The sequence below is a fragment of the Candidatus Rubrimentiphilum sp. genome, from assembly GCA_035710515.1.
In the GTDB taxonomy this organism is placed as follows: Bacteria; Vulcanimicrobiota; Vulcanimicrobiia; order Vulcanimicrobiales; family Vulcanimicrobiaceae; genus Rubrimentiphilum.
In genome coordinates, this window is record DASTDE010000004.1 from 129,416 (window position 1) to 147,444 (window position 18,029).

Genomic DNA, 18,029 nt, shown 5'->3' on the forward strand with positions numbered 1-18,029 from the left:
GCTAGACGGCGACGAGATCGAAGCCGTCGCGATCCACGCTCATCGGCGCGGGTGCGATCTCGGCGGACGTTTTCAATTCCCACGTCGTCGCGCCGTTCGGAGCCGTATCCAAAAGCCGAAAACCCAGTTTCGCGTAATGATCGCGCACCAAGACGTTTTTTTCAGTCGGCAGGTATCGTCCCACGAGCTTTTCAATTCCGCGTGCGCGGGCATGCGTCAAAATCTCCCGCAAGACCATTTGCTCGACGCGGCGTCCCAGCACGCGGCAGCTCATGAGCCACGTGTCGATTTCCCATGCCGACTTTGTGCCGGGCCGGCAGATGACGACGCTGATCATCCCGTTATCACCGAAACTATCTATCAGCCGCACTTGCAGCGTAAACAGCTTTGGATCGGCCTCGAATACCGCCACGTCGGCCTCTGAGTAGCGGCGAGTCGTGAGATTGAACTGATTCGACTTGTTGATCAGTTGCGCGATCCGGCTCCGACCGGTCGCATCGAAGGGCCGAAATACGATCTTCATCTCCAACGAAGCTAGGTAGCTATCTATATCTCCAGCCTGGGTTTGCAGGATGACGCGGCGGGCGTTGTCTTGATAAAAGTCGGCGCGTTTCCGATCCTCTTCCGAGAACGCAATCGTCTCGAAGTATCCGGCCGCCGCCAGCGTGCGGGCGTATAATGCCGGATCCTCGGGCAGTTCCGGTACCGCGACCTGCGGAAGCATCTTGCGAACCAGCGCTCGTTCGGCCGGGTTATCGTCGAGAAAGACCATCGACTCTACGCCGAGCGATAATTCGGTGGCGATGGCTGTGATGTTCGTCGCCTTGTCATTCCAATTTGCCTGAAAGACCGCAATGTGATTTTCGCGCAGCAGCATTTCGGGATGCTGTCTAAAGGCCGATCTCGCGATGTCATCGGCATTTTTGGATGAAACCGCAAGCACGATCCCGCGATCCCGCAGATCGAGCGCCGCTCGCTGCACGTCGAGATAAGCTTCGCCGGTTGCATCGCCCTGGCCGATGACGATTCCCTCAAGGCCATCGTCGCCTATCACGCCGCCCCAAACCGTATTGTCCAAGTCCAGGACGAGACACTTGCGGCTCTTGCCGCGAAGGGCGCCGAGTATTCGCCCAACGTGATCCGCGTAAAGCGGCAAGAACTGCGCGTCGAACGCGAATTTGCCGATGTTCCACTGCGAGGGGGAATGCCAATTCGCAAGTCCCACGGTTTGCGCGAGTGCAGCAACGTCGAAGAGGAGATCCTGCGTGTCCTTGACGCTCTCGACGAGCGCTGCATTAAAGGTTGCTGCTAAGCTGCGCAGCGTGCCGGGCACGGACCGATCCAAGCTTCCGAACGTGCTCTCGGGAAGAGCGGGTAGTGTCTGCAAGATGCTCAACGCGCCGGCGTGAGTTCGAAACCCGCGGCGCAGCGATTCGAGGAATGCGATGGAGTCCGCCACTCCGGATGAAGCCGCCTGCGGATCGTGAATTGCGGCGCGCAGAGGCAAACCTCGATGATCGAGCGCAAGCAGCACCGCATCCGGTTTTGCGCGATTAGTCAGCGAGTCTGGAGAGAGCGCTTCCTGCAGCGTCTGAGCGTAATCGGCTTTCGTGCATTCCAAATCCACGCCGTGTCGAGCCGCGGTTGCAATTAGCGCCGGGACCAGCGGCTCGAGTGTGGCATTTCCCAGAAGGCCTAGCCTCAAAGGGGCCAGCGGCGCGAGCGACCTGCCCTCGGCGCGCAGCATTTCGATCCTTGCCGCGAGTTGGCGGAGTTGACTTTCGTCAAGTGCGTAGCCGGCCAAGTGCATGATGGCCTCGCCGGGGCTCGGGCCGGAGTCCACGAGGCCTCGGCAGCGTTGGCGAAAATCGCCCGGTGGCCGCGGTAGCCACGCAAGGTTCGTGTAGAGGCCTGCGCTCACGCGACCTTTGAGTTGATCAACGTCGCGAGGTCGCCGACATTCTGTAACGAGGCAATTTGCGAGGCCGCGAAATTTACACCGAAAGCTTTCTCGACGGCAAAAATCAAACGCAGGTGAGCGAAACTGTCCCAGCCGTCAACTTGGTCGGCGGTGAGATCGGGACGGGCGACGAGCGAATCGTCATCGAACACGTTCTGCAGTATTTGCGTGAGTTTTTGATAAATCGCGTCCAGGGACATCGATGAAAGTTTTCGACGCTTCCGACCAAAACCACTTTGCCTCGCTCTCCGGGGACTGTAATCCCATACACACGGATCCGATCCTGGCCCGGCGGACGCAAGCCGGGGATTGCGTAGTACACGGCGTCCATGCCGTGCTGTGGGCGCTCGATACATTGATCGAACGACGCTTGGTCAAAGAGCCGATAGCCGCGTTGGACGTGCGGTTTCAAAAGTTCCTCTATGCCGGGGCCGGGGTCGAGATCAACGTTAGGCCTTCGGCGGACGCCTCGCTGCGCATCGAGCTTATATCGGAAGACATCATAACCACCACAATCGATGTTTTGTATGGAGAGCCGGCCGGCGAAACGCGCGCCGTACGTAATTTTGCGCCGGTGAGCTGCACGAGCCCGCAAGAGCTGGACCTGGAAAACATTGTGGGCGCTTCCGGCCGCTTGGCTAACGACGGTAGCGATCGCGTCGCGGCCGAATTCCCGCATGTTTCGCGCGCCATCGGTCCGCAGCGGGCTGCGGCAATCACACGGTTGTCGATGCTCGTAGGGATGGTGTGTCCGGGACTCAATTCCATCTTCAGCTCGTTTTCGATCCGTATGACGTCAGACGCGCCTGAAAGCGATCTTACATTTGAGGTATTCGGCGTCGACGAGCGCTTTCGCATGGCCGAGATCGCGGTAGCCGGAGCTGGGATCGCGGGAACTGTCGTCGCCTTCGTGCGCCGGCCACCTGTTCAGCAACCTAGCCTAGAGGAATTGAGACCGCTCGTCGGCGGCGATGAATTCGCCGGCACGACGGCGCTCATCGTCGGTGGTTCACGCGGCCTGGGCGCCCTGACGGGCAAGCTGATTGCGGCCGGCGGCGGACGCATTGCGCTCACTTATGCAACCGGGGAATCCGATGCGTTGGCGATCGCACAGGAAATCGGAACCGAATCGAGTCGCGTTCTTCCTTACGATGCACGCAAGGATGCCCAAGCGCAAATTGCTCGATTGGAGTGGAAGGTCGACCAGATCTACTATTTTGCGACGACGCCTATTTTTCGACAAAAGACCCGATCGTACTCACCAGCGCGCTTCTCCGAGTTCTGTGAAATATACATCGACGGCTTCGCGGATCTTTGCTCGGCGCTCCGGGCTAACGGCAATACTCCGCTGCGCGCCTTCTATCCATCGTCCATTGCGGTGAAAACAAGGCCTCGCGATCTCACCGAATACGCCATGGCAAAGGCTGGGGGTGAAATCTTGTGCGCCGACATGAACCGGTTTGTGCGCGACCTTCGCGTCTTGGTAAGGCGGCTGCCCCGTCTGCTGACCGATCAGACAGCGACGGTCATGCCGAGCGAAACTGCGGATGCCGTCGAAACGATGCTGCCGATCGTGCGCGAGATGCACGGTCCGTTCTAACGGGGCAATTCCCTTCCAAGAATCTGGGCGAGCCGAATTTGCGCGGTCGCTCTCAAGTGGGCATAGTCATAGAAATCCTTTCCGGAAAACGCCCGATCGAGATTCAGAACGCGCGCGCCGTGCCGCTCGAGCATTCGTTGCAAAAAGCGCAGGTTCTCGCCGTACTCCGGCCCATCTATATAGCTGTGCAACAGCGTGTGGTTCGTGGGCGTCATGAATGCAACGATTGGGATGCGAGCTCTGCGCAGTGCGTCGACCGTTTTTTCCAGGTAGCGTACTCCTACGTTTCCATCCGTGAGCGGAGTCAGATCGTACTCTCCCTCAAACAAATCCGCGGTCGGATGCCTCACCGGGAGCGTGTCTGGGACCGGCTGGAGCATCTCGCGGAGGTCGGCGCGCATCGCGTAGAGCACCGAGAGTGCCGACGCCACGCGACCGAGACGTATTTCCAACGAGTTGTCTTGTGCGGGCGGAATCAGCAGTTTTCGATCTGCACTTGAGAGCAAGGGAGACGCAAGATCGGCAACAGCTGGATGCAACCTCGAATAGGCGTTGTTGACTGGATTCAGAACCCGCTGATCGATTTCGAGGACGACGAGCTTGGGGCGGACTCCGTAACGCAACAGAAGGTTCGCCAACGCGTAATAATTTGGGGGACTGCTAGCCTTGAACGAGAGATTCCGGCAGCGGCAACCTTGCGACGCCAATATCGATATCGCATTCTGATTCGCCTTCAGGTAAAACCCCCACAGGACCGAGTCGCCCAGAAAGACTACCTGTGGCGGTGAAGCCGCCATGCTTTCCAATTCGCGCTGCAAATAGGCTGCAGAGAAATCTGTCGTCATCCGATCGAGATGCGGAAAATACTTCCACATGACGATATTTTGCATTACCACAAGCGCGATAACGACGCCGAACACGGTAGCAACGGTGCCGATCAACTGTCGTCGCATTATGCCGGCGACTCTAACGGAAGGTTGATCGCGTCCAAATAAAAGCGGATGGCCGTGCGAGGCACCCCGTCGAATGCGATGCGCCCCCGGTCAATACACAGCACGCGATCGCAGGACTGTTCGATGAACGCCAAGTCATGCGAAACGACCATGACGGTGGTTTGGCCGTGCCAAAAACGGTCCAGCCGCTCCTTGCATTTGCGCCTGAACTGCTCATCGCCGATCGCCAGCACTTCGTCCAGCAGCAGAATGTCGGGATCGACGTCCGTCGCGATTGCGAAACCCAGCCGGGCCGTCATGCCCGATGACAGCGTCTTAACTGGGGCCCACCTATATTGCTGCAGCTCGGCAAACTCCAGAATCTCCTCGATCCGCCCCGCCATGCGCGCTCGCGGATAGCCAAGCAGCACACCATACAGCACGACGTTGTCCTGAACGCTGAGTTCGGGATCGAAGCCGGCCCCTAGCTCGACCAGCGGTGCAAGCAGGCCGCAAGTCTGGACCGATCCGGCGGTAGGCGTCAAAATTCCGGCGATGAGCTTGAGCAGCGTGGATTTTCCGGAACCGTTCGCGCCGATCACGCCGACGCGTTCTCCGGAAACCGTGGCAACGTTCACGTCCCGCAGGACGAGCCGGCGCCCCGGCGGGCGATAGCGTCCTCGCGCGAGCGCCAGCACCGTCCGTTTGAGATCGTGCGAGAACTCGTTTTGTACCGGCCGGGCGAGGCTGACCCCGGTCATCCGTATCGTTTCGTCGCGTTCTTTCATTATAAGTAATCCATGAAACGCGGGCTCAACCGCCGGAACACGATCCATCCCACGGCGGCCAGCACGATTGCGGCACACAGCGGTTCCAGTAGCCCGAACGCGGTCGGCGGGCGGTTCAGGAAGGAAAGGCCGCGGATCGTCTCCACGATCTGCGTCAGCGGATTCCACTCGATAAACGTGCGAAAGCGCGGCGCCACGATGGCCAGCGGATAGAAGATCGGGGTGGCCACCCACGTCACAAAAATAATCAAATCGTAGACGTACGGGATGTCCCGGAAAAAGACGTAGAGCGTCGCGACGACGTAACCGGCTCCCGCCGCGAGCAAGACCAGAGACGCCAACGGGACGATGAGCGCGACGGCGTACAGCACGTTGTGCGTAATCACCAGCGTGATAACAACCAGGAACGGCACGGCGCCGCAAACCAGCTGCACGCACGTCGAGAGGAGTTGCGCCGTGGGGTAGGAGCTGAACGGCGCCCGGACCTTGTTGATAAGGCCGCTGCTGCTCACCACGGAATGCAGCATCGAGATCGTCGCCGTCGCAAAAAAACCGTTGACAGCCAGTCCAACGAAAACCGCGAGCATGTAGTAAAGCGTCGAGCCGCGGTAATACGCGGCGAACGCGTGCCCGAAGACCGCCGTGTAGACCAGCGTCATGATGAGCGGATTGAACAGCGACCATGCGACTCCAAATGCCGAACCACGGTAGCGCGTCTTGACGTTGCGCGCCGTCAGGACCGCAACGACGTCGCTGTAACGCTGAAATTGCGGGTTCAAGGTACGCGCGCGCGCGTTTCCAAACCGGTCGCCGCGACGACGTACTCGAAAAGCTCCTCGACACACCGTTCGATCGTCGTCGTGCCGGTATCTATTGTCAGTTCGGGCGATTCGGGAGCTTCATATGGCGCCGAAATGCCGGTGAAATCCGAAATCTCTCCGGCGCGGGCCCGCCGGTAGAGTCCCTTGGTGTCTCGCGCCTCGCATGTCAGCAGGTCGGCACGCAAAAAGATCTCGTGAAACCGGTCACCGGCGGCTTGGCGCGCGATCGCGCGGTCGCGCTGCATGGGCGAAATGAATGCAGTGATGACGATCAGTCCTGCATCTGCAAAAAGCGCGGCCACCTCGCCGATGCGGCGGATATTCTCAGCGCGATCCGCGAACGAGAATCCCAGATCGCTATTGAGTCCCGCGCGGACGTTGTCGCCGTCGAGTACGTATACCGCAGCACCCCGTCTGAAGAGCGCTCGTTCCAAGGCCATCGCGAGCGTCGATTTTCCCGCACCCGAAAGACCGGTGAGCCACACCACCGCGCCGCCATGCCCGTTGCGGCGTTCGCGTTCCGCCACCGATATCAAGTGGTCGGCGTGAAAAATGTTCGCCGGCATGTTGCCGGTCATCACGCCGACCACGATGCCGCCCGCCACGACATCGCGGCCGCGCAAGATGACCATGCGCGCGGAAGCCGGCATCGCCTGCTGTTCGTCGAGCGGAAGCAGCGCGGGCGAACGCAGGCGCAGCTGCACCACCGCATAGCGTGGAATCTGATCGGACGAAAGCTGCTGAAGCGTGGCCGAGTCCATGACGCCGTCTACGGCGGCGATCACCGCGCGCGCCGTCGTCGGCCCGAACTGCACCGTGACTTGCTCGCCAACCTTCGGCGGCGATTCATCGAGCCAGAAACACACCGCGCGAAACGCGTAGTCGAGGAACGGCGCGCGATCGACGTGACTCACGACGTCGCCGCGATTGACGAACACGGGCTCGTTGAACGTAACGCCGATCGATTCTCCGGCTACGGCCGGCTGGTTATCCGGCGCATTCCAGCGCTCGATAGAGCGAATCGTCGCCGTGGAATTCATCGGCGAGAGCAGCACTGTATCGCCGCGCGCAACGCTGCCGGATTCAACGCGGCCCACGGCCACGCGGCTGCCGCCGAGACGGTAGACGTCCTGCACGCGCAAACGAAGTGGCGCATCCGCGATCGCGTGCACCGGTTTGAAGTCGCCGAGCGCTTCCAGCAGCGTGGGCCCCTGATACCACGGCATGTTCTCCGAACGATTGAGCAGATTCTCGCCGTTGCGCGCTGAGATCGGAATCAGCGAATGCGGCTGCAGCTCGAGGGCGTCCAGCAACGCATGCACTTCGAGCGAGACCTCATCGAAGCGCGCACGATCGTAGCCGTTGGCATCCATCTTGTTCAGGGCGACCGTAAGCTGCGTGATGCCGAGCATTTGCAGCAACTGCGCGTGGCGCTTGGTCTGTTCGCTCACGCCTTCGACAACGTCGACCACGAGCACCGCCGCATCCGCTTCGGAGGCGCCGCTCAGCATGTTGCGCACGAACTCACGGTGCCCGGGCGCGTCGATGATCGCGTATCGCCGATCCTTCCACGTAAACCAGACGCGCGTCGTGTCGATCGTAATGGCTTGATCGCGCTCCGTTTGCAGCGCGTCCAGAACGAAGGACCACTCGAGCGGCACGCCCCGCTTGCTGCTCAGCGCTTCGAGCTCCGCCGCTTTCCCCGGCGGCAGACTGCCGGTGTCGTGCAGAAGCCTTCCGATCAGCGTGGATTTCCCATGGTCGACGTGGCCGCCGATGACGATCTTCAGCGTGTTCGTCATCTACATATAACCCGACGCGCGCAGCCGTTCGAAAGCGTCTTCCTGTTCGTGATCCATGAGCCGGCCGGCGCGTTCGGGTTCGCGCGTGGCTTCGAGCTCCACGATGATCTCTTCAAGCGTCGAGGCATTGCTGTCTATCGGAACCGTGATGTTCTTCTCGCCCAGCGAGCGGTACCGTTTGCCGTCCTTCGCCAGATAGAGCGGCACGTACGGAATGCCTTCGCGTAAGTGGTAGCGCCAAATATCCACTTCGGTCCAGTGCAACAGCGGGTGAATCCGCAGGTGCATGCCCTCGGCGACGTCGGTGGTGTAATGGTTCCAAAACTCGGCCGGTTGATGGCGCACGTCCCAGTCGCCGTCGAACGACCGCGGACTGAAAATGCGTTCTTTGGCGCGCGTGGCTTGCTCGTCGCGCCGGATTCCCAAAATCACACCGCGATATCCGTCGCGGCGCAGCAAGTTCTTGAGGCCCTCGGTCTTGCGCGCGGCGGCCCGGGCGCCGGGCGGCAGCGTTTGGTCCACACTCGATTCGGGAGGGCAGAGTTCCACCCGCAGATCGAGGTCCCACTCTTTGACGATACGATCGCGGAACTCATAGACTTCGGGCAGTTCCATCTCCGTGTCGAGCTGAACGACGGGAAACGGAACGCGTCCGAAAAACGCCTTGCGCGCCATCCATAACAACGCCGTGCTGTCTTTGCCGATCGACCACAACATGCACAGCGGATCGACACAAGCGCTTGCTTCGCGCAGAATGTAGATCGATTCGGCTTCGAGCTGCGCGAGATCGGCGTCGTGATTCAATCTACGCCGACCGCTTTGCGCGCGGCGATTGCTTCTCGAAGTTCTTCGAGAGCCTCCGCCGGCAGTTCAACGCCGATCTCTTTTCCGGCGGGCGCGTGAAAATCGGTGCCGCCCGTGGTCAGCAAACCGCGGGCGCGCGCGAACTCCATCAGCATCATTTCATCGGATGCGCAGGCGGTTGGGTGGATGACTTCCACTCCGTCTAATCCGGCCTCGCAGAGCGTTTGGAGATCGGCGATGTCGCGCAGCCGCATCGGGTGCGCCGCCACGAGCACGCCGCCGGCTTCGTGCGCCAAATCCATGATCTCGGTGCACGCAAGGCGAGGCAGCGGCACGAAGCACGTTTGCTCATCGGCCAAGTACCGGTCGAACGCTTCTTGCACGCTTGCAACGTGGCGTTTCGAAACGAGCACGCGCGCTAAATGCGGACGGCCTATGCTGCTCGCATTCTTGGCTTCCCGCAGAACCTCGTCCATGGTGACGTCGATGCCGAACGGCTGCAGTTGCTCGAGCATCGCTTGCATCCGCGCTTGACGTTTCTCACGCTGCGACACCAGCCTGCGCAACAACGTACACTCGGGATCCTCGATCCCATAGGCGAGCAAATGAACGGTGTGCCCGTTGAGCTCGCAATCAATTTCGAGACCGGGAATGCACCGCTCCCGCAGATCTTGCGGAACAGGATAGGCGTCCATGCAATCGTGATCCGTAACGGAAAAAGCACCAAGCTCCCGGCTCCGCACGTATTCAAAGAGCCGGCTCGGCTCGAAAACGCCGTCCGATTTGGTCGTGTGCAGGTGAAGATCAGAAAGCAACATGCAACTCGCGGACTTTCGTCTTATCCGGTTTGGATTCTTGCGCGTCGGTTATTTAGGGCTTTTCCCGCAGGTAGGCGGCGATAGCGTCCTGCCATTGCGGAAGCCGGATTCCTAGCGCGCGCAATTTCGCATTGTCCAGCGCAGAATAGGCCGGGCGGCGCACGCCGGCGCCTTGTGATTCGGTCGTCACCGGCGTAACGCGTACGTCAACGTTCGCCTGCCGCAGACTTTCCCGCGCGAAGTCGTACCAGCTGACCGCGCCTTCGTTGACCGCATGATAGACGCCGGGCTCGGGGCGCGCGTCGATTAACCGGAGCAGCGCTTCCGCCAAATCCCCGGCAAACGTCGGAGAGACGATCTGATCGCTTACAACCGCGAGTGCTTCGCCCGCGCGCGCTTTTTTCAAGATGCGATCGATAAACGTGTAGCCCTTCGAGGAGCTCACGCGCGTTCCGTAGACGCCGCACGTTCGAACGACATACGCATTCGACTTTAGGCTAGAGACAAGCAACTCGCCGCGGAGCTTCGAAATACCGTAGGCGTTGATCGGATTGGGCGCGTCGCTTTCCGCGTACGGACGCCCGAGCGTTCCGTCGAAAACGTAATCCGTACTGACGGTCACGAACGTCGCGCCATGCTGTGCCGCTTCGCGCGCCATCGCGTCCACCGCGAACGCGTTGGTGCTCAGCGCAGCTTCCGGATGCCGCTCCGCGCCCTCGACATCGTTGTATGCCGTGCAGTTCATCACGACGTCAGGGGATCCGGATTCGATCGCGCGCGCGACCGCGTCGCGGTCGTGGACGTCCACTTGCGTGCGCGGCGGCGCGCTGATTTCGAAACCCGTCCAGCGCCGGCGCACTTGATCGCCGAGTTGACCCGATCCGCCGAAGAGCAAGAGCTTACGCATCGCGCGCCGCCGGCGGTACGGAGACCGAAAGCGCGGCGGTCAAGCATCCGACGACTCCCCAAAACTCCAAACCGACTTTGGGATAAGGCAACAGGCCGTCCAGCAACTGATGAAATCCGAGCGCGAGAACGACGGCGAAACCCGCAGCCGCGTACGGCGCGACCCGGCTGCGAACGAAGACCAGCGCGCTCGTCACAAATAGCGCGACGAACAGCGCGATGCCGATTACGCCCTGCTCGGCCAAGACCTGAAAGTAATAGCCGTTCGGGTGCGTGCGCACGCCCGGCAAGAGCGAGCCGACGAGCAGTTCGAAGTTTCCGGGCCCGACGCCCAGCAACGGATGCGCCTTCCACAGAACGAGTGCCGCGTGCCAAAGGCCGACGCGCGAACCGAGACCGCCGTTGTAGGCGTCGGACGATCCGAAGATCCGGTCGAGGCCGGCATTTGGATAGGTGACGGCGGCAAAGACCGTCGCACCCAGTACGATCGCGCAGAGTATCCCGGCCGCTGAAGCGATCGCGGTGCGGCGTTCGGGTCGCAACCGCAACGCCAACACGACGGCAACGCCGAGCACGAACGACAAAATGCTGCCGCGCGAGAACGTAAAGAGCAGCGCAAATCCACCCAGCGCGAGCGCCAGTACGAACGATGGCGTGAAACGTTTGCTCAACCCGATCAACGCGATCAGCACGATGCCGAGAAAGGCGCCGAGCTGATTCGGTCCTTCGAGCGGTCCGGCGATTCGCGGAACGATGTGGCCGAGCACCATCGTGCGCTGCAGTGTTTCCACCGACGGCTGCGCGAACGCGAGCACCGAAACCAGCATGGCCAGTATCGTCAGCACCACACGCAACGCGGATTCGTCCGGATCGATCGCATAGGCGCCGTATGCGACACCGAACGCAGCTGCGTATTCCGCGCCTTTCAGCGTTTCGCGTAAAGCCGCCGCGCGGAAATGCGCGCCCGCCGCCGAGAGCGCCATGTCCAGCGCGAACACGATCAGCGCGGCGAGCACCCAGCGCCCGGGCCCGCGCACGATCGCGGCGCGAAAGTCTTTGCGCGTCAGCATCGCGATCGCGGCCAAGACGATGACGACTTTTTCCACCGTCAGCGTCGTTCCGTAGATCGGAACCGGGAAAAGGAACGGCGCGGTGATCAGCAACGCGATCCACGCCCATCGCGGCCGGCGCAAGAGCGCGAGCATGACGATCGCGGTCACCACAAGACACGCTGCGTCGAAGATGACGCGCCAGCGGGGCAGCATGAGATTCGAACTGAACGGCTCGGCGCCGAGGTAGGCTTCGCCGGTGCGGCTGTCGACCGTCATCACGTGTTTGAGCAGAATCGCCAGCACGCGGCGATCCGCATTGAGCCCCTTTTCCGCCGGGACGAACCGGGAGCTCGACACGACCACGGCTTCGATGCGCCCGGTGGGGCCGGGCGGGAGGATGAATGTCGCCTCGTGCTCCCCCACCCCAAAACAACAGAGGCGCTGGGTCCGTCCGAGCGCCGTTAGGGTCAAAGCCGTCGGCTGGGGTCCGGCCGCGTACGGGGGCAGCACGAAGTCCATCACCAGGCGATCCGCGGCGGCCGGCCGCTCGATCGAAAAGGCCGCGGACGGCCCCAGCCAGCAGCAGCCGGGTTCGTCCAAAGATGGGTATACTGCGCGAGTCGGCTGCTCGACACCGGCGGGCAGCACCATTGGAATTGCGTTAGAAATGGCGGTATTTGCCAAGAAAAACGCGCACAATGTCAGCGCGAGTCTGTGGAAGGGAATGCGATGCATCACTACAAAAACGACGCCAAGGCTGTGCTGAACATTCCGGAAACGCTTTCCATACAGACGCCAACGACGACCTCTCCAAAGGTCGTCGTTATTGTGCTGAACTGGAACGGATGGCTCGATACAATCGAGTGCGTCGAAAGCCTCCTGCGTTCCGCGCGCGTTCCCAATCAGATCGTCATCGTCGACAACGGCTCGGTGGACGATTCGGTCGAGCGCATCTGCGAATGGGCCGAAGGGTTTCTCGTGCCCGAGCATCTGTCGCAAATCACGCTCGGATGGTCGTACCGGCCGGCGCCCAAACCCTTGGCCTACGCCGTGTTCGATTCGCCTCTCGACTCACTTGCCGGAACGATGCCGCCGGAAACGCCGATCGTGATCGTGCGCGTCGGCGACAACCGCGGATACGCCGGCGGCAATAACGTCGGAATCCGCTACGCTCTCGAGCGGTTCGATGCGGATTACGTGTGGATTCTCAACAACGACACGGTTGTCGAGCGGCACGCACTCGACAGAAAGCTCTCGGTTGCGGAACACGATCCGACGATCGGCATCGTCGGCGCAAAGCTGCTGCGCTACCAGGAACCTGCCAAGATCCAGGCGCTGGGAGGCGGCACCGTCAACCCGTCGCTGGGACTGGATTCGCAGATCGGCGCCGGACTCGACGGTTCGCTGGCAACGACCGAGCCGATCGAACTCGAACACGTCATCGGCGCGAGCCTGTTCGTGCGCGTCGACGCAGTCCGCACGGTCGGACTGATAGATGAAAGTTATTTCCTGTACCGGGAAGAGACGGACTGGTGCATCAAGATGCGGCGGAGCGGATGGAAGCTCGTCTGCTGTCCAACCGCGGAAGTCTGGCACAAACAGGGTTCGTCAATCGGGTACAAGAGCGTTCTGCACGACTATTATTCAGTTCGGAACATGCTCTTCTTGCTGCACAAGCATCATCCGGATGAGTTCCTCTCGGCGTTTTTGATGATCGCCTTCCGTTCGACGGCGGCTAAGATCGCCCGCATGCAGTTCAGACGGCTCGCCTTCGTCGCCATGGCCTTCCGCGATTTCTTCGTCGGCGTCCGCGGCAGAACGCACACCGAGGAACAGCTGCTCGCCAATCGCGACGCGGCACTCGAGCGCAAAAGCCACTAGATTTTTTCGAGCACCCCGAGAAAGCTGCGCGCCAACTCTTGCGGCGAGAAGCGCGCTGCGGCGCGGCTCGCGCCCGCGGAGTAGCGGCGCCACTCTGCCTCGTCCCCATAGATGCGGGTGACCGCGGAGGCAAAGGAGCGCGCATCGTCCGCGACTGCCAAATCGCCGGGACTCTGCGCGATGCCCTCGGCCCCGACGCTCGTCGTCACGACCGGAATGCCGGCGGAGAGCGCAAGCAAGATCTTTCCTTTTAAACCCGCGCCGAACCGCAGCGGCGCAGCGAAGACGCGCGCCCTGTTCAGCAATGGGTCCAGCGAACGAACAAAGCCGGGTACGCGTATCCGCCGTTCGGCAAGACGCCTGACCGCCGCCGTCGGATCCGCACCGGACAGCGTCAGCACCGCTTGCGGAACTTCGCGCCACACCAGCGGCATGATCTCTCGCGCAAGCCACAGGGCCGCATCGACGTTGGGTTCGTGCGCGTAATTTCCGACGAACAGAACGCCTTCCGTATCGCGATAATCCGCGCTTCGCGCCACCGCCGCTTCGGCTAAGCCGACGAGGGCGATATTCTCCAGTCCCCTTTCCTCGAGCAGCGTTTTTTCAGCCGCGCTCGTCACGACGACGATATCGCTTTTTTGCGCGCTCTCCATTTCGGCGCGCTCGATCTCAGCCCAGCCGGTGCGTTTTGCGATCGCCGCTTCCTGACGCGCGAGACGGAGGTGATGGAGATCGACGGTATCGTACACTATCCGCGCTTTTGGCTGCAGCGAACGAACGTCGTCCGCGAATCCGGCGGCAATTTTCGCGCGGGAGAGCCAGACGCAATCGAAACTGCGGCCATGCGCGGTGAGCTCGGCGAGCGTGCGCGGCCGGAATCCGAGAACGACCTCAACGCCGGCGTTCCTCAAACGATCGCCGTACGGCGGATACGCGCGCGCGTCGACCGATCCGAACGTGACGTTCCATTTCGCGGCGCGCGCAAACGACATCAGCGCGGCGATCCGCCGCGAGCCCGCATCGCGATCGTCGAAGGGCACGTGTTCGTCCACGACGAGCAGCGCACCGGCAGCCGGTACGATGTATGCCGCGGCGACGTCATCATCGTGGTACAGACACCGCGATCCGTGCTCGCCCGCGTAGCGGCACAACCAATTCAAGACTTCGCCCTCCGCCGTGTCATCGGGCATTTCCGGCAAGGCGCCGCGCAAGAATTCCATTCGCAGCATGCTGCCCGAAATTGGACTGGAACGAGGAGCGGCGGCGGCAATGTCGTCTTCGCGCTCGAGGATGATCATCTGGCGTTCGATCGCGCGGCGTGACGGAATCGCGTCTGCGCCAACAACTGCCAAAAAACGGCCGCGCCCCTCCGCCGCTTGCGCCAAAACCGGCTTCAACGGCGTCCCTGCGGGGTGCGTCAAAAGTCGCACGCCGTCATGCATACGCACCTCGCGCTCTATAGCGCGATCGTACGCGATCACGACGTCGAGCGGAATCTCGTTTTGAAGCGATTGCAGCGCGAGCAGGCAGCGGTTCATACGGCGCCAATCGCGGGCATCGGTTACCAGCACCGTAACAAGTGGAGCCGTCCGCGTCGCAAAGCCGAGCGCTTTGGGCGATTTTGGAAGACGCGCCGCCAAACGATCGGCGCGCCAAGCCGCGGCTGCGCGACGCGCAGTTTCGACGCGATCCGCCGCGCGCCCAGCAGCTCGCCGCAGCAACGCAGACAAGCCGTAGCCGCGCACGATGTGGACAATGCGCTTCATAAATGGGCGGAAGGCTTTCGGGGTAAGCGGTATGAACCCCTGAACGCTGCTACAGGAGGCAATGTTTGGTCGCTGCGCCGCAGCCGGTTCCCCCTTTAATTCGCTATCGATGGCTCGTGTACGAGCTGGTGCTGCGCGATCTGCGCCTGCGCTATCGCGGTTCGCTTTTGGGTTTCGGGTGGACGCTGTTGAACCCGCTCCTTTTTATGGCCATCTACACGCTGGTCTTTTCCATTTACCTGCGAGTGAACGTCCCCCACTACCCGGCGTTTTTGCTCGCCGGAATCGTCCCTTGGGGATGGCTCGCCGGCGCAATGTCGCAGGGAACGAGCGCGATCATCGATGGACGCATGTACGTCGGGAAGACGCTTCTGCCGACGGAGATACTGGTGATCGTCCCCGTGATTTCAAACGGCGTAAACTTTTTGTTTTCGCTGCCGATTCTGTTCCTTTTTGCCATACTGCTGCACGTGCATTTGGGGCTTTCGCTCATCATGCTGCCGGTGGTCATCCTGATTCAGTTTGCGATCGTGCTCGGGCTGGTCATGCTCACGGCGACGTTTAACGTATTTTACCGCGACCTTCAGCAGCTGATTCTGTACGTGCTCACCCTGCTTTTCTATCTCACGCCGATTTTCTACACTCCTTCGTTCGTGCCCGAGCAGTACCAATATCTGATCGTTTGGAATCCGTTCGCGGCGCTGATCGGGTGTTATCACGCGATCTTTTACTCCGGAACTTTTCCGACACTTTACGATCTCACGGTTTCGTCCGTGTTCGCCTTTGTGATCCTGGGGCTGGCGCAAACCTGCTTCTCGCATTACAAGGAATCGTTTAGCGAATACGTATGATTGACGCCATTCGCGTAACCGGCGTTTCCAAACGCTTCCGCTTCCCGACCATTCCCAAGCGCGCAACGCTCAAGGACATGGCTCTGCGAACCATGCGCCTGCAGCGCGGCGACGCGATTGTGGACGCGCTCAAGGACGTAACGTTCTCGGTCGAACGCGGCTCGACGCTTGGCATCATCGGGCGAAACGGCTCGGGAAAATCAACGCTGATGCGCATTCTGGGCGGAATATTAAAGCCCGACAGCGGCGTCGTGCAAACCGCCGGCGCGGTAGCGCCGCTGCTCGCACTGGGCACGGGATTTCATCCGGATTTGAGCGGCCGCGAAGGCGCGCGTATCGAGCTCTTCACGCTCGGAATGGATCGGAAGCGGGCCGAGGCCTTAATGGAACAGGTCGTCGCTTTTTCGGAGATCGGCGACTTCATCGACGCGCCGGTGCGAACGTATTCGGTCGGCATGTTAATGCGGCTGGCGTTCTCCGTGGCGATTTGCATCGATCCGGATATTTTGCTGCTGGACGAAGTGTTGGCGGTGGGCGACGAAGGGTTTGCCCGGAAGTGTCATCAGACCATGCTGGATTTTCGCGCACGCGGGAAGACCGTCGCGATCGTTACGCACGCCGCGGAGATCATCGAGTCGTGGGCAGATACTGCGCTATGGCTCGATCGCGGCGAAGTGGCCGGTTTCGGAGATCCTCGGACCGTCGTTGCGGCCTATCACGCGCTAACGGAGCAAAGCGCGGCGGAACCGGCCCAATACGCGTTTGACCTTCCAAAAGTGGCTGGACTGAACCGTATCGATTAACAGCGCCAGGCGTTCGTTCTCGGCGCGAGTGGCTTCAAGAAACGCTTCAGTTTGGTCGAGCAGCGCGGCTTGCGCCTTCAGCATCTCTTCGTTCGCATTTTGTAACGCAAGCCTGGTGCTAGCATACTGTTTTTCGAGCTCCTGGCTCGCCGCCTGGACCTTGACCATCTCGTCACGACCGTCGCGCAGAACGGCAAAGGCATCGTTGAGCGCGGCCGAGGTTTGGGCAAGCTGCCCTTCGAGTTCCGCGATCCTCGCCGCGGCGCGACCGTCGTCCTTGCCGGTTTTCGGCGATGCGTCGGCGAGGCGTTTTTCTAACTCGGCGATCCGCGCATTCGCAATTGCGGCTTCGGCGCTGAGCTCGGTCAGTTCGGCCGAGGCTCCGGCGAATCGGCTTTCGATCTCGGCGTTCCGTGAATTCGCGAGCGCCATCTCGGATTCACGGCGGCGCAGTGTCGCCGCGACTTGCGCAAGCTCGGTACTGGCGGAGAGGAAACGTTTCTCCAACTCACTCGCACGCGCCGCCTCGGTGAGGGGCAACGCTCGCACGATGAATTGTAACGTGTCGTGCTCTGGATCGCTGCGCACTTCCTCGACGACTTGCGGCGCAAAGTCCGCTTCCTGGATGTGCGGCACGAGATTCGAATCGCTGAACAGCGGAACGCGGAACCGGTCGACGTGCTCGATGCTGAACCCGGCCGACAAAAAGAGAGCGTCCAGAGATCGCGCGGTGAAAAACCGGAGATGCGAGTCGTCAAGGATGCCGAATTCGGCGTAGTCGAAGTTCCCGGTCAGCAGCGATAGCCGCATCGCGCCGTGCGCGATGTTGGGAACCGACGCCAGGACTACGCCGCCGGGCTTCAGCAGCCCGTGCGCAGATTTCAGCACCTCTCCGGGAGTACGAAGATGTTCCAAGACGTCGGCAAAGACAATGATGTCAAATTCTTGCCGCTTGACGATCTCGGCGAGGCTCTCTTCCTCCAGATCTGCGACGAAGACTTCGGCAGAATGCTGCCGTGCAATGGCTGCGGCGCTTTCATTCACCTCGATGCCCGTTACAATGCAATTCTTTCCCCGCAGAAGTTGCGCGAGGTATCCCGATGCACATCCGACATCGAGCACTGTCGAAGACGGAGGAATTTGACTGACGATTTTTGCGAGTGACGTTTCCGTCTGAAGCAGCGCCTTGTCCGGATCGTCGTAAACAGGATAGTCCTTTGACGATGCGCCCAGTAAGCTCACATA

The 18,029-nt window shown here is 61.1% G+C and carries 16 protein-coding genes; 4 read left to right on the top strand and 12 right to left on the bottom strand.

Annotation, left to right across the window (positions count from 1 at the left end):
- Window position 1: 1 nt before the first annotated feature.
- The gene (locus tag VFO29_09685; GenBank protein HET9393771.1) at window positions 2-1,921 is read right to left on the bottom strand and encodes an HAD-IIIC family phosphatase; all 1,920 of its coding nucleotides are present in this window, start codon (window positions 1,919-1,921) and stop codon (window positions 2-4) included.
- Window positions 1,918-2,160, bottom strand: coding sequence for an acyl carrier protein (locus VFO29_09690; GenBank protein HET9393772.1), 243 nt, complete (start codon window positions 2,158-2,160; stop codon window positions 1,918-1,920). Before VFO29_09690 ends, VFO29_09685 begins: the two co-directional genes overlap by 4 nt.
- A 2-nt stretch (window positions 2,161-2,162) precedes the next feature.
- On the opposite strand from VFO29_09690, the gene VFO29_09695 reads away from it, so the two are divergent.
- The gene (locus VFO29_09695; GenBank protein ID HET9393773.1) at window positions 2,163-3,560 is read left to right on the top strand and encodes a MaoC/PaaZ C-terminal domain-containing protein; all 1,398 of its coding nucleotides are present in this window, start codon (window positions 2,163-2,165) and stop codon (window positions 3,558-3,560) included.
- Here VFO29_09695 and VFO29_09700 read toward each other — a convergent pair.
- From VFO29_09700 to VFO29_09735, 8 genes are read right to left on the bottom strand one after another with little or no spacing between them, the layout of a single operon-like run.
- Complete coding sequence (locus VFO29_09700; protein ID HET9393774.1) at window positions 3,557-4,513, bottom strand: hypothetical protein; 957 nt, start codon at window positions 4,511-4,513, stop codon at window positions 3,557-3,559. The two genes, VFO29_09695 and VFO29_09700, sit on opposite strands and share 4 nt — an antisense overlap.
- Window positions 4,513-5,253 (bottom strand): ABC transporter ATP-binding protein, encoded by a 741-nt coding sequence (locus VFO29_09705; protein ID HET9393775.1) that lies wholly within the window; start codon window positions 5,251-5,253, stop codon window positions 4,513-4,515. The genes VFO29_09700 and VFO29_09705 overlap by 1 nt, the downstream gene beginning before the upstream one ends.
- Before the next feature lie 26 nt (window positions 5,254-5,279).
- Window positions 5,280-6,059, bottom strand: coding sequence for an ABC transporter permease (locus tag VFO29_09710; GenBank protein ID HET9393776.1), 780 nt, complete (start codon window positions 6,057-6,059; stop codon window positions 5,280-5,282).
- A complete protein-coding gene (cysC, locus tag VFO29_09715; GenBank protein HET9393777.1) occupies window positions 6,056-7,903 on the bottom strand; it encodes an adenylyl-sulfate kinase in 1,848 nt (615 codons plus the stop codon). Before cysC ends, VFO29_09710 begins: the two co-directional genes overlap by 4 nt.
- Complete coding sequence (gene cysD, locus VFO29_09720) at window positions 7,904-8,707, bottom strand: sulfate adenylyltransferase subunit CysD (protein ID HET9393778.1); 804 nt, start codon at window positions 8,705-8,707, stop codon at window positions 7,904-7,906.
- Window positions 8,704-9,525, bottom strand: a complete 822-nt coding sequence (locus tag VFO29_09725; protein ID HET9393779.1) for a hypothetical protein — start codon at window positions 9,523-9,525, stop codon at window positions 8,704-8,706. The genes cysD and VFO29_09725 overlap by 4 nt, the downstream gene beginning before the upstream one ends.
- 52 nt (window positions 9,526-9,577) lie before the next feature.
- A complete protein-coding gene (gene rfbD, locus VFO29_09730) occupies window positions 9,578-10,432 on the bottom strand; it encodes a dTDP-4-dehydrorhamnose reductase (GenBank protein ID HET9393780.1) in 855 nt (284 codons plus the stop codon).
- Complete coding sequence (locus VFO29_09735; GenBank protein ID HET9393781.1) at window positions 10,425-12,218, bottom strand: O-antigen ligase family protein; 1,794 nt, start codon at window positions 12,216-12,218, stop codon at window positions 10,425-10,427. The genes rfbD and VFO29_09735 overlap by 8 nt, the downstream gene beginning before the upstream one ends.
- Here VFO29_09735 and VFO29_09740 point away from each other — a divergent pair.
- Window positions 12,213-13,364 carry a glycosyltransferase family 2 protein gene (locus tag VFO29_09740; GenBank protein HET9393782.1) on the top strand — a complete coding sequence of 384 codons (1,152 nt, stop codon included), beginning with the start codon at window positions 12,213-12,215 and terminating at the stop codon, window positions 13,362-13,364. The two genes, VFO29_09735 and VFO29_09740, sit on opposite strands and share 6 nt — an antisense overlap.
- Here VFO29_09740 and VFO29_09745 read toward each other — a convergent pair.
- On the bottom strand, window positions 13,361-15,130 hold the full coding sequence (locus VFO29_09745; GenBank protein HET9393783.1) for a glycosyltransferase: 1,770 nt from the start codon (window positions 15,128-15,130) through the stop codon (window positions 13,361-13,363). The two genes, VFO29_09740 and VFO29_09745, sit on opposite strands and share 4 nt — an antisense overlap.
- A 116-nt stretch (window positions 15,131-15,246) precedes the next feature.
- Between VFO29_09745 and VFO29_09750 the strand changes: the two genes are divergently transcribed.
- Complete coding sequence (locus VFO29_09750; GenBank protein ID HET9393784.1) at window positions 15,247-15,981, top strand: ABC transporter permease; 735 nt, start codon at window positions 15,247-15,249, stop codon at window positions 15,979-15,981.
- Window positions 15,978-16,784 carry an ABC transporter ATP-binding protein gene (locus VFO29_09755; GenBank protein HET9393785.1) on the top strand — a complete coding sequence of 269 codons (807 nt, stop codon included), beginning with the start codon at window positions 15,978-15,980 and terminating at the stop codon, window positions 16,782-16,784. The genes VFO29_09750 and VFO29_09755 overlap by 4 nt, the downstream gene beginning before the upstream one ends.
- On the opposite strand, the gene VFO29_09760 is transcribed toward VFO29_09755, so the two are convergent.
- The gene (locus tag VFO29_09760) at window positions 16,704-18,026 is read right to left on the bottom strand and encodes a methyltransferase domain-containing protein (protein ID HET9393786.1); all 1,323 of its coding nucleotides are present in this window, start codon (window positions 18,024-18,026) and stop codon (window positions 16,704-16,706) included. The two genes, VFO29_09755 and VFO29_09760, sit on opposite strands and share 81 nt — an antisense overlap.
- Between the last annotated feature and the right edge of the window lie 3 nt (window positions 18,027-18,029).

What these genes read in the sequence shown, in the direction of transcription:
- VFO29_09735 (HET9393781.1), bottom strand. Translation starts at nt 12,218, where the DNA reads ATGCATCGCATTCCCTTCCACAGACTCGCGCTGACATTGTGCGCGTTT.
- rfbD (HET9393780.1), bottom strand. Translation starts at nt 10,432, where the DNA reads ATGCGTAAGCTCTTGCTCTTCGGCGGATCGGGTCAACTCGGCGATCAA.
- VFO29_09700 (HET9393774.1), bottom strand. Translation starts at nt 4,513, where the DNA reads ATGCGACGACAGTTGATCGGCACCGTTGCTACCGTGTTCGGCGTCGTT.
- VFO29_09745 (HET9393783.1), bottom strand. Translation starts at nt 15,130, where the DNA reads ATGAAGCGCATTGTCCACATCGTGCGCGGCTACGGCTTGTCTGCGTTG.
- VFO29_09690 (HET9393772.1), bottom strand. Translation starts at nt 2,160, where the DNA reads ATGTCCCTGGACGCGATTTATCAAAAACTCACGCAAATACTGCAGAAC.
- VFO29_09755 (HET9393785.1), top strand. Translation starts at nt 15,978, where the DNA reads ATGATTGACGCCATTCGCGTAACCGGCGTTTCCAAACGCTTCCGCTTC.
- VFO29_09695 (HET9393773.1), top strand. Translation starts at nt 2,163, where the DNA reads ATGAAAGTTTTCGACGCTTCCGACCAAAACCACTTTGCCTCGCTCTCC.
- cysC (HET9393777.1), bottom strand. Translation starts at nt 7,903, where the DNA reads ATGACGAACACGCTGAAGATCGTCATCGGCGGCCACGTCGACCATGGG.
- VFO29_09705 (HET9393775.1), bottom strand. Translation starts at nt 5,253, where the DNA reads ATGACCGGGGTCAGCCTCGCCCGGCCGGTACAAAACGAGTTCTCGCAC.
- VFO29_09725 (HET9393779.1), bottom strand. Translation starts at nt 9,525, where the DNA reads ATGTTGCTTTCTGATCTTCACCTGCACACGACCAAATCGGACGGCGTT.
- VFO29_09740 (HET9393782.1), top strand. Translation starts at nt 12,213, where the DNA reads ATGCATCACTACAAAAACGACGCCAAGGCTGTGCTGAACATTCCGGAA.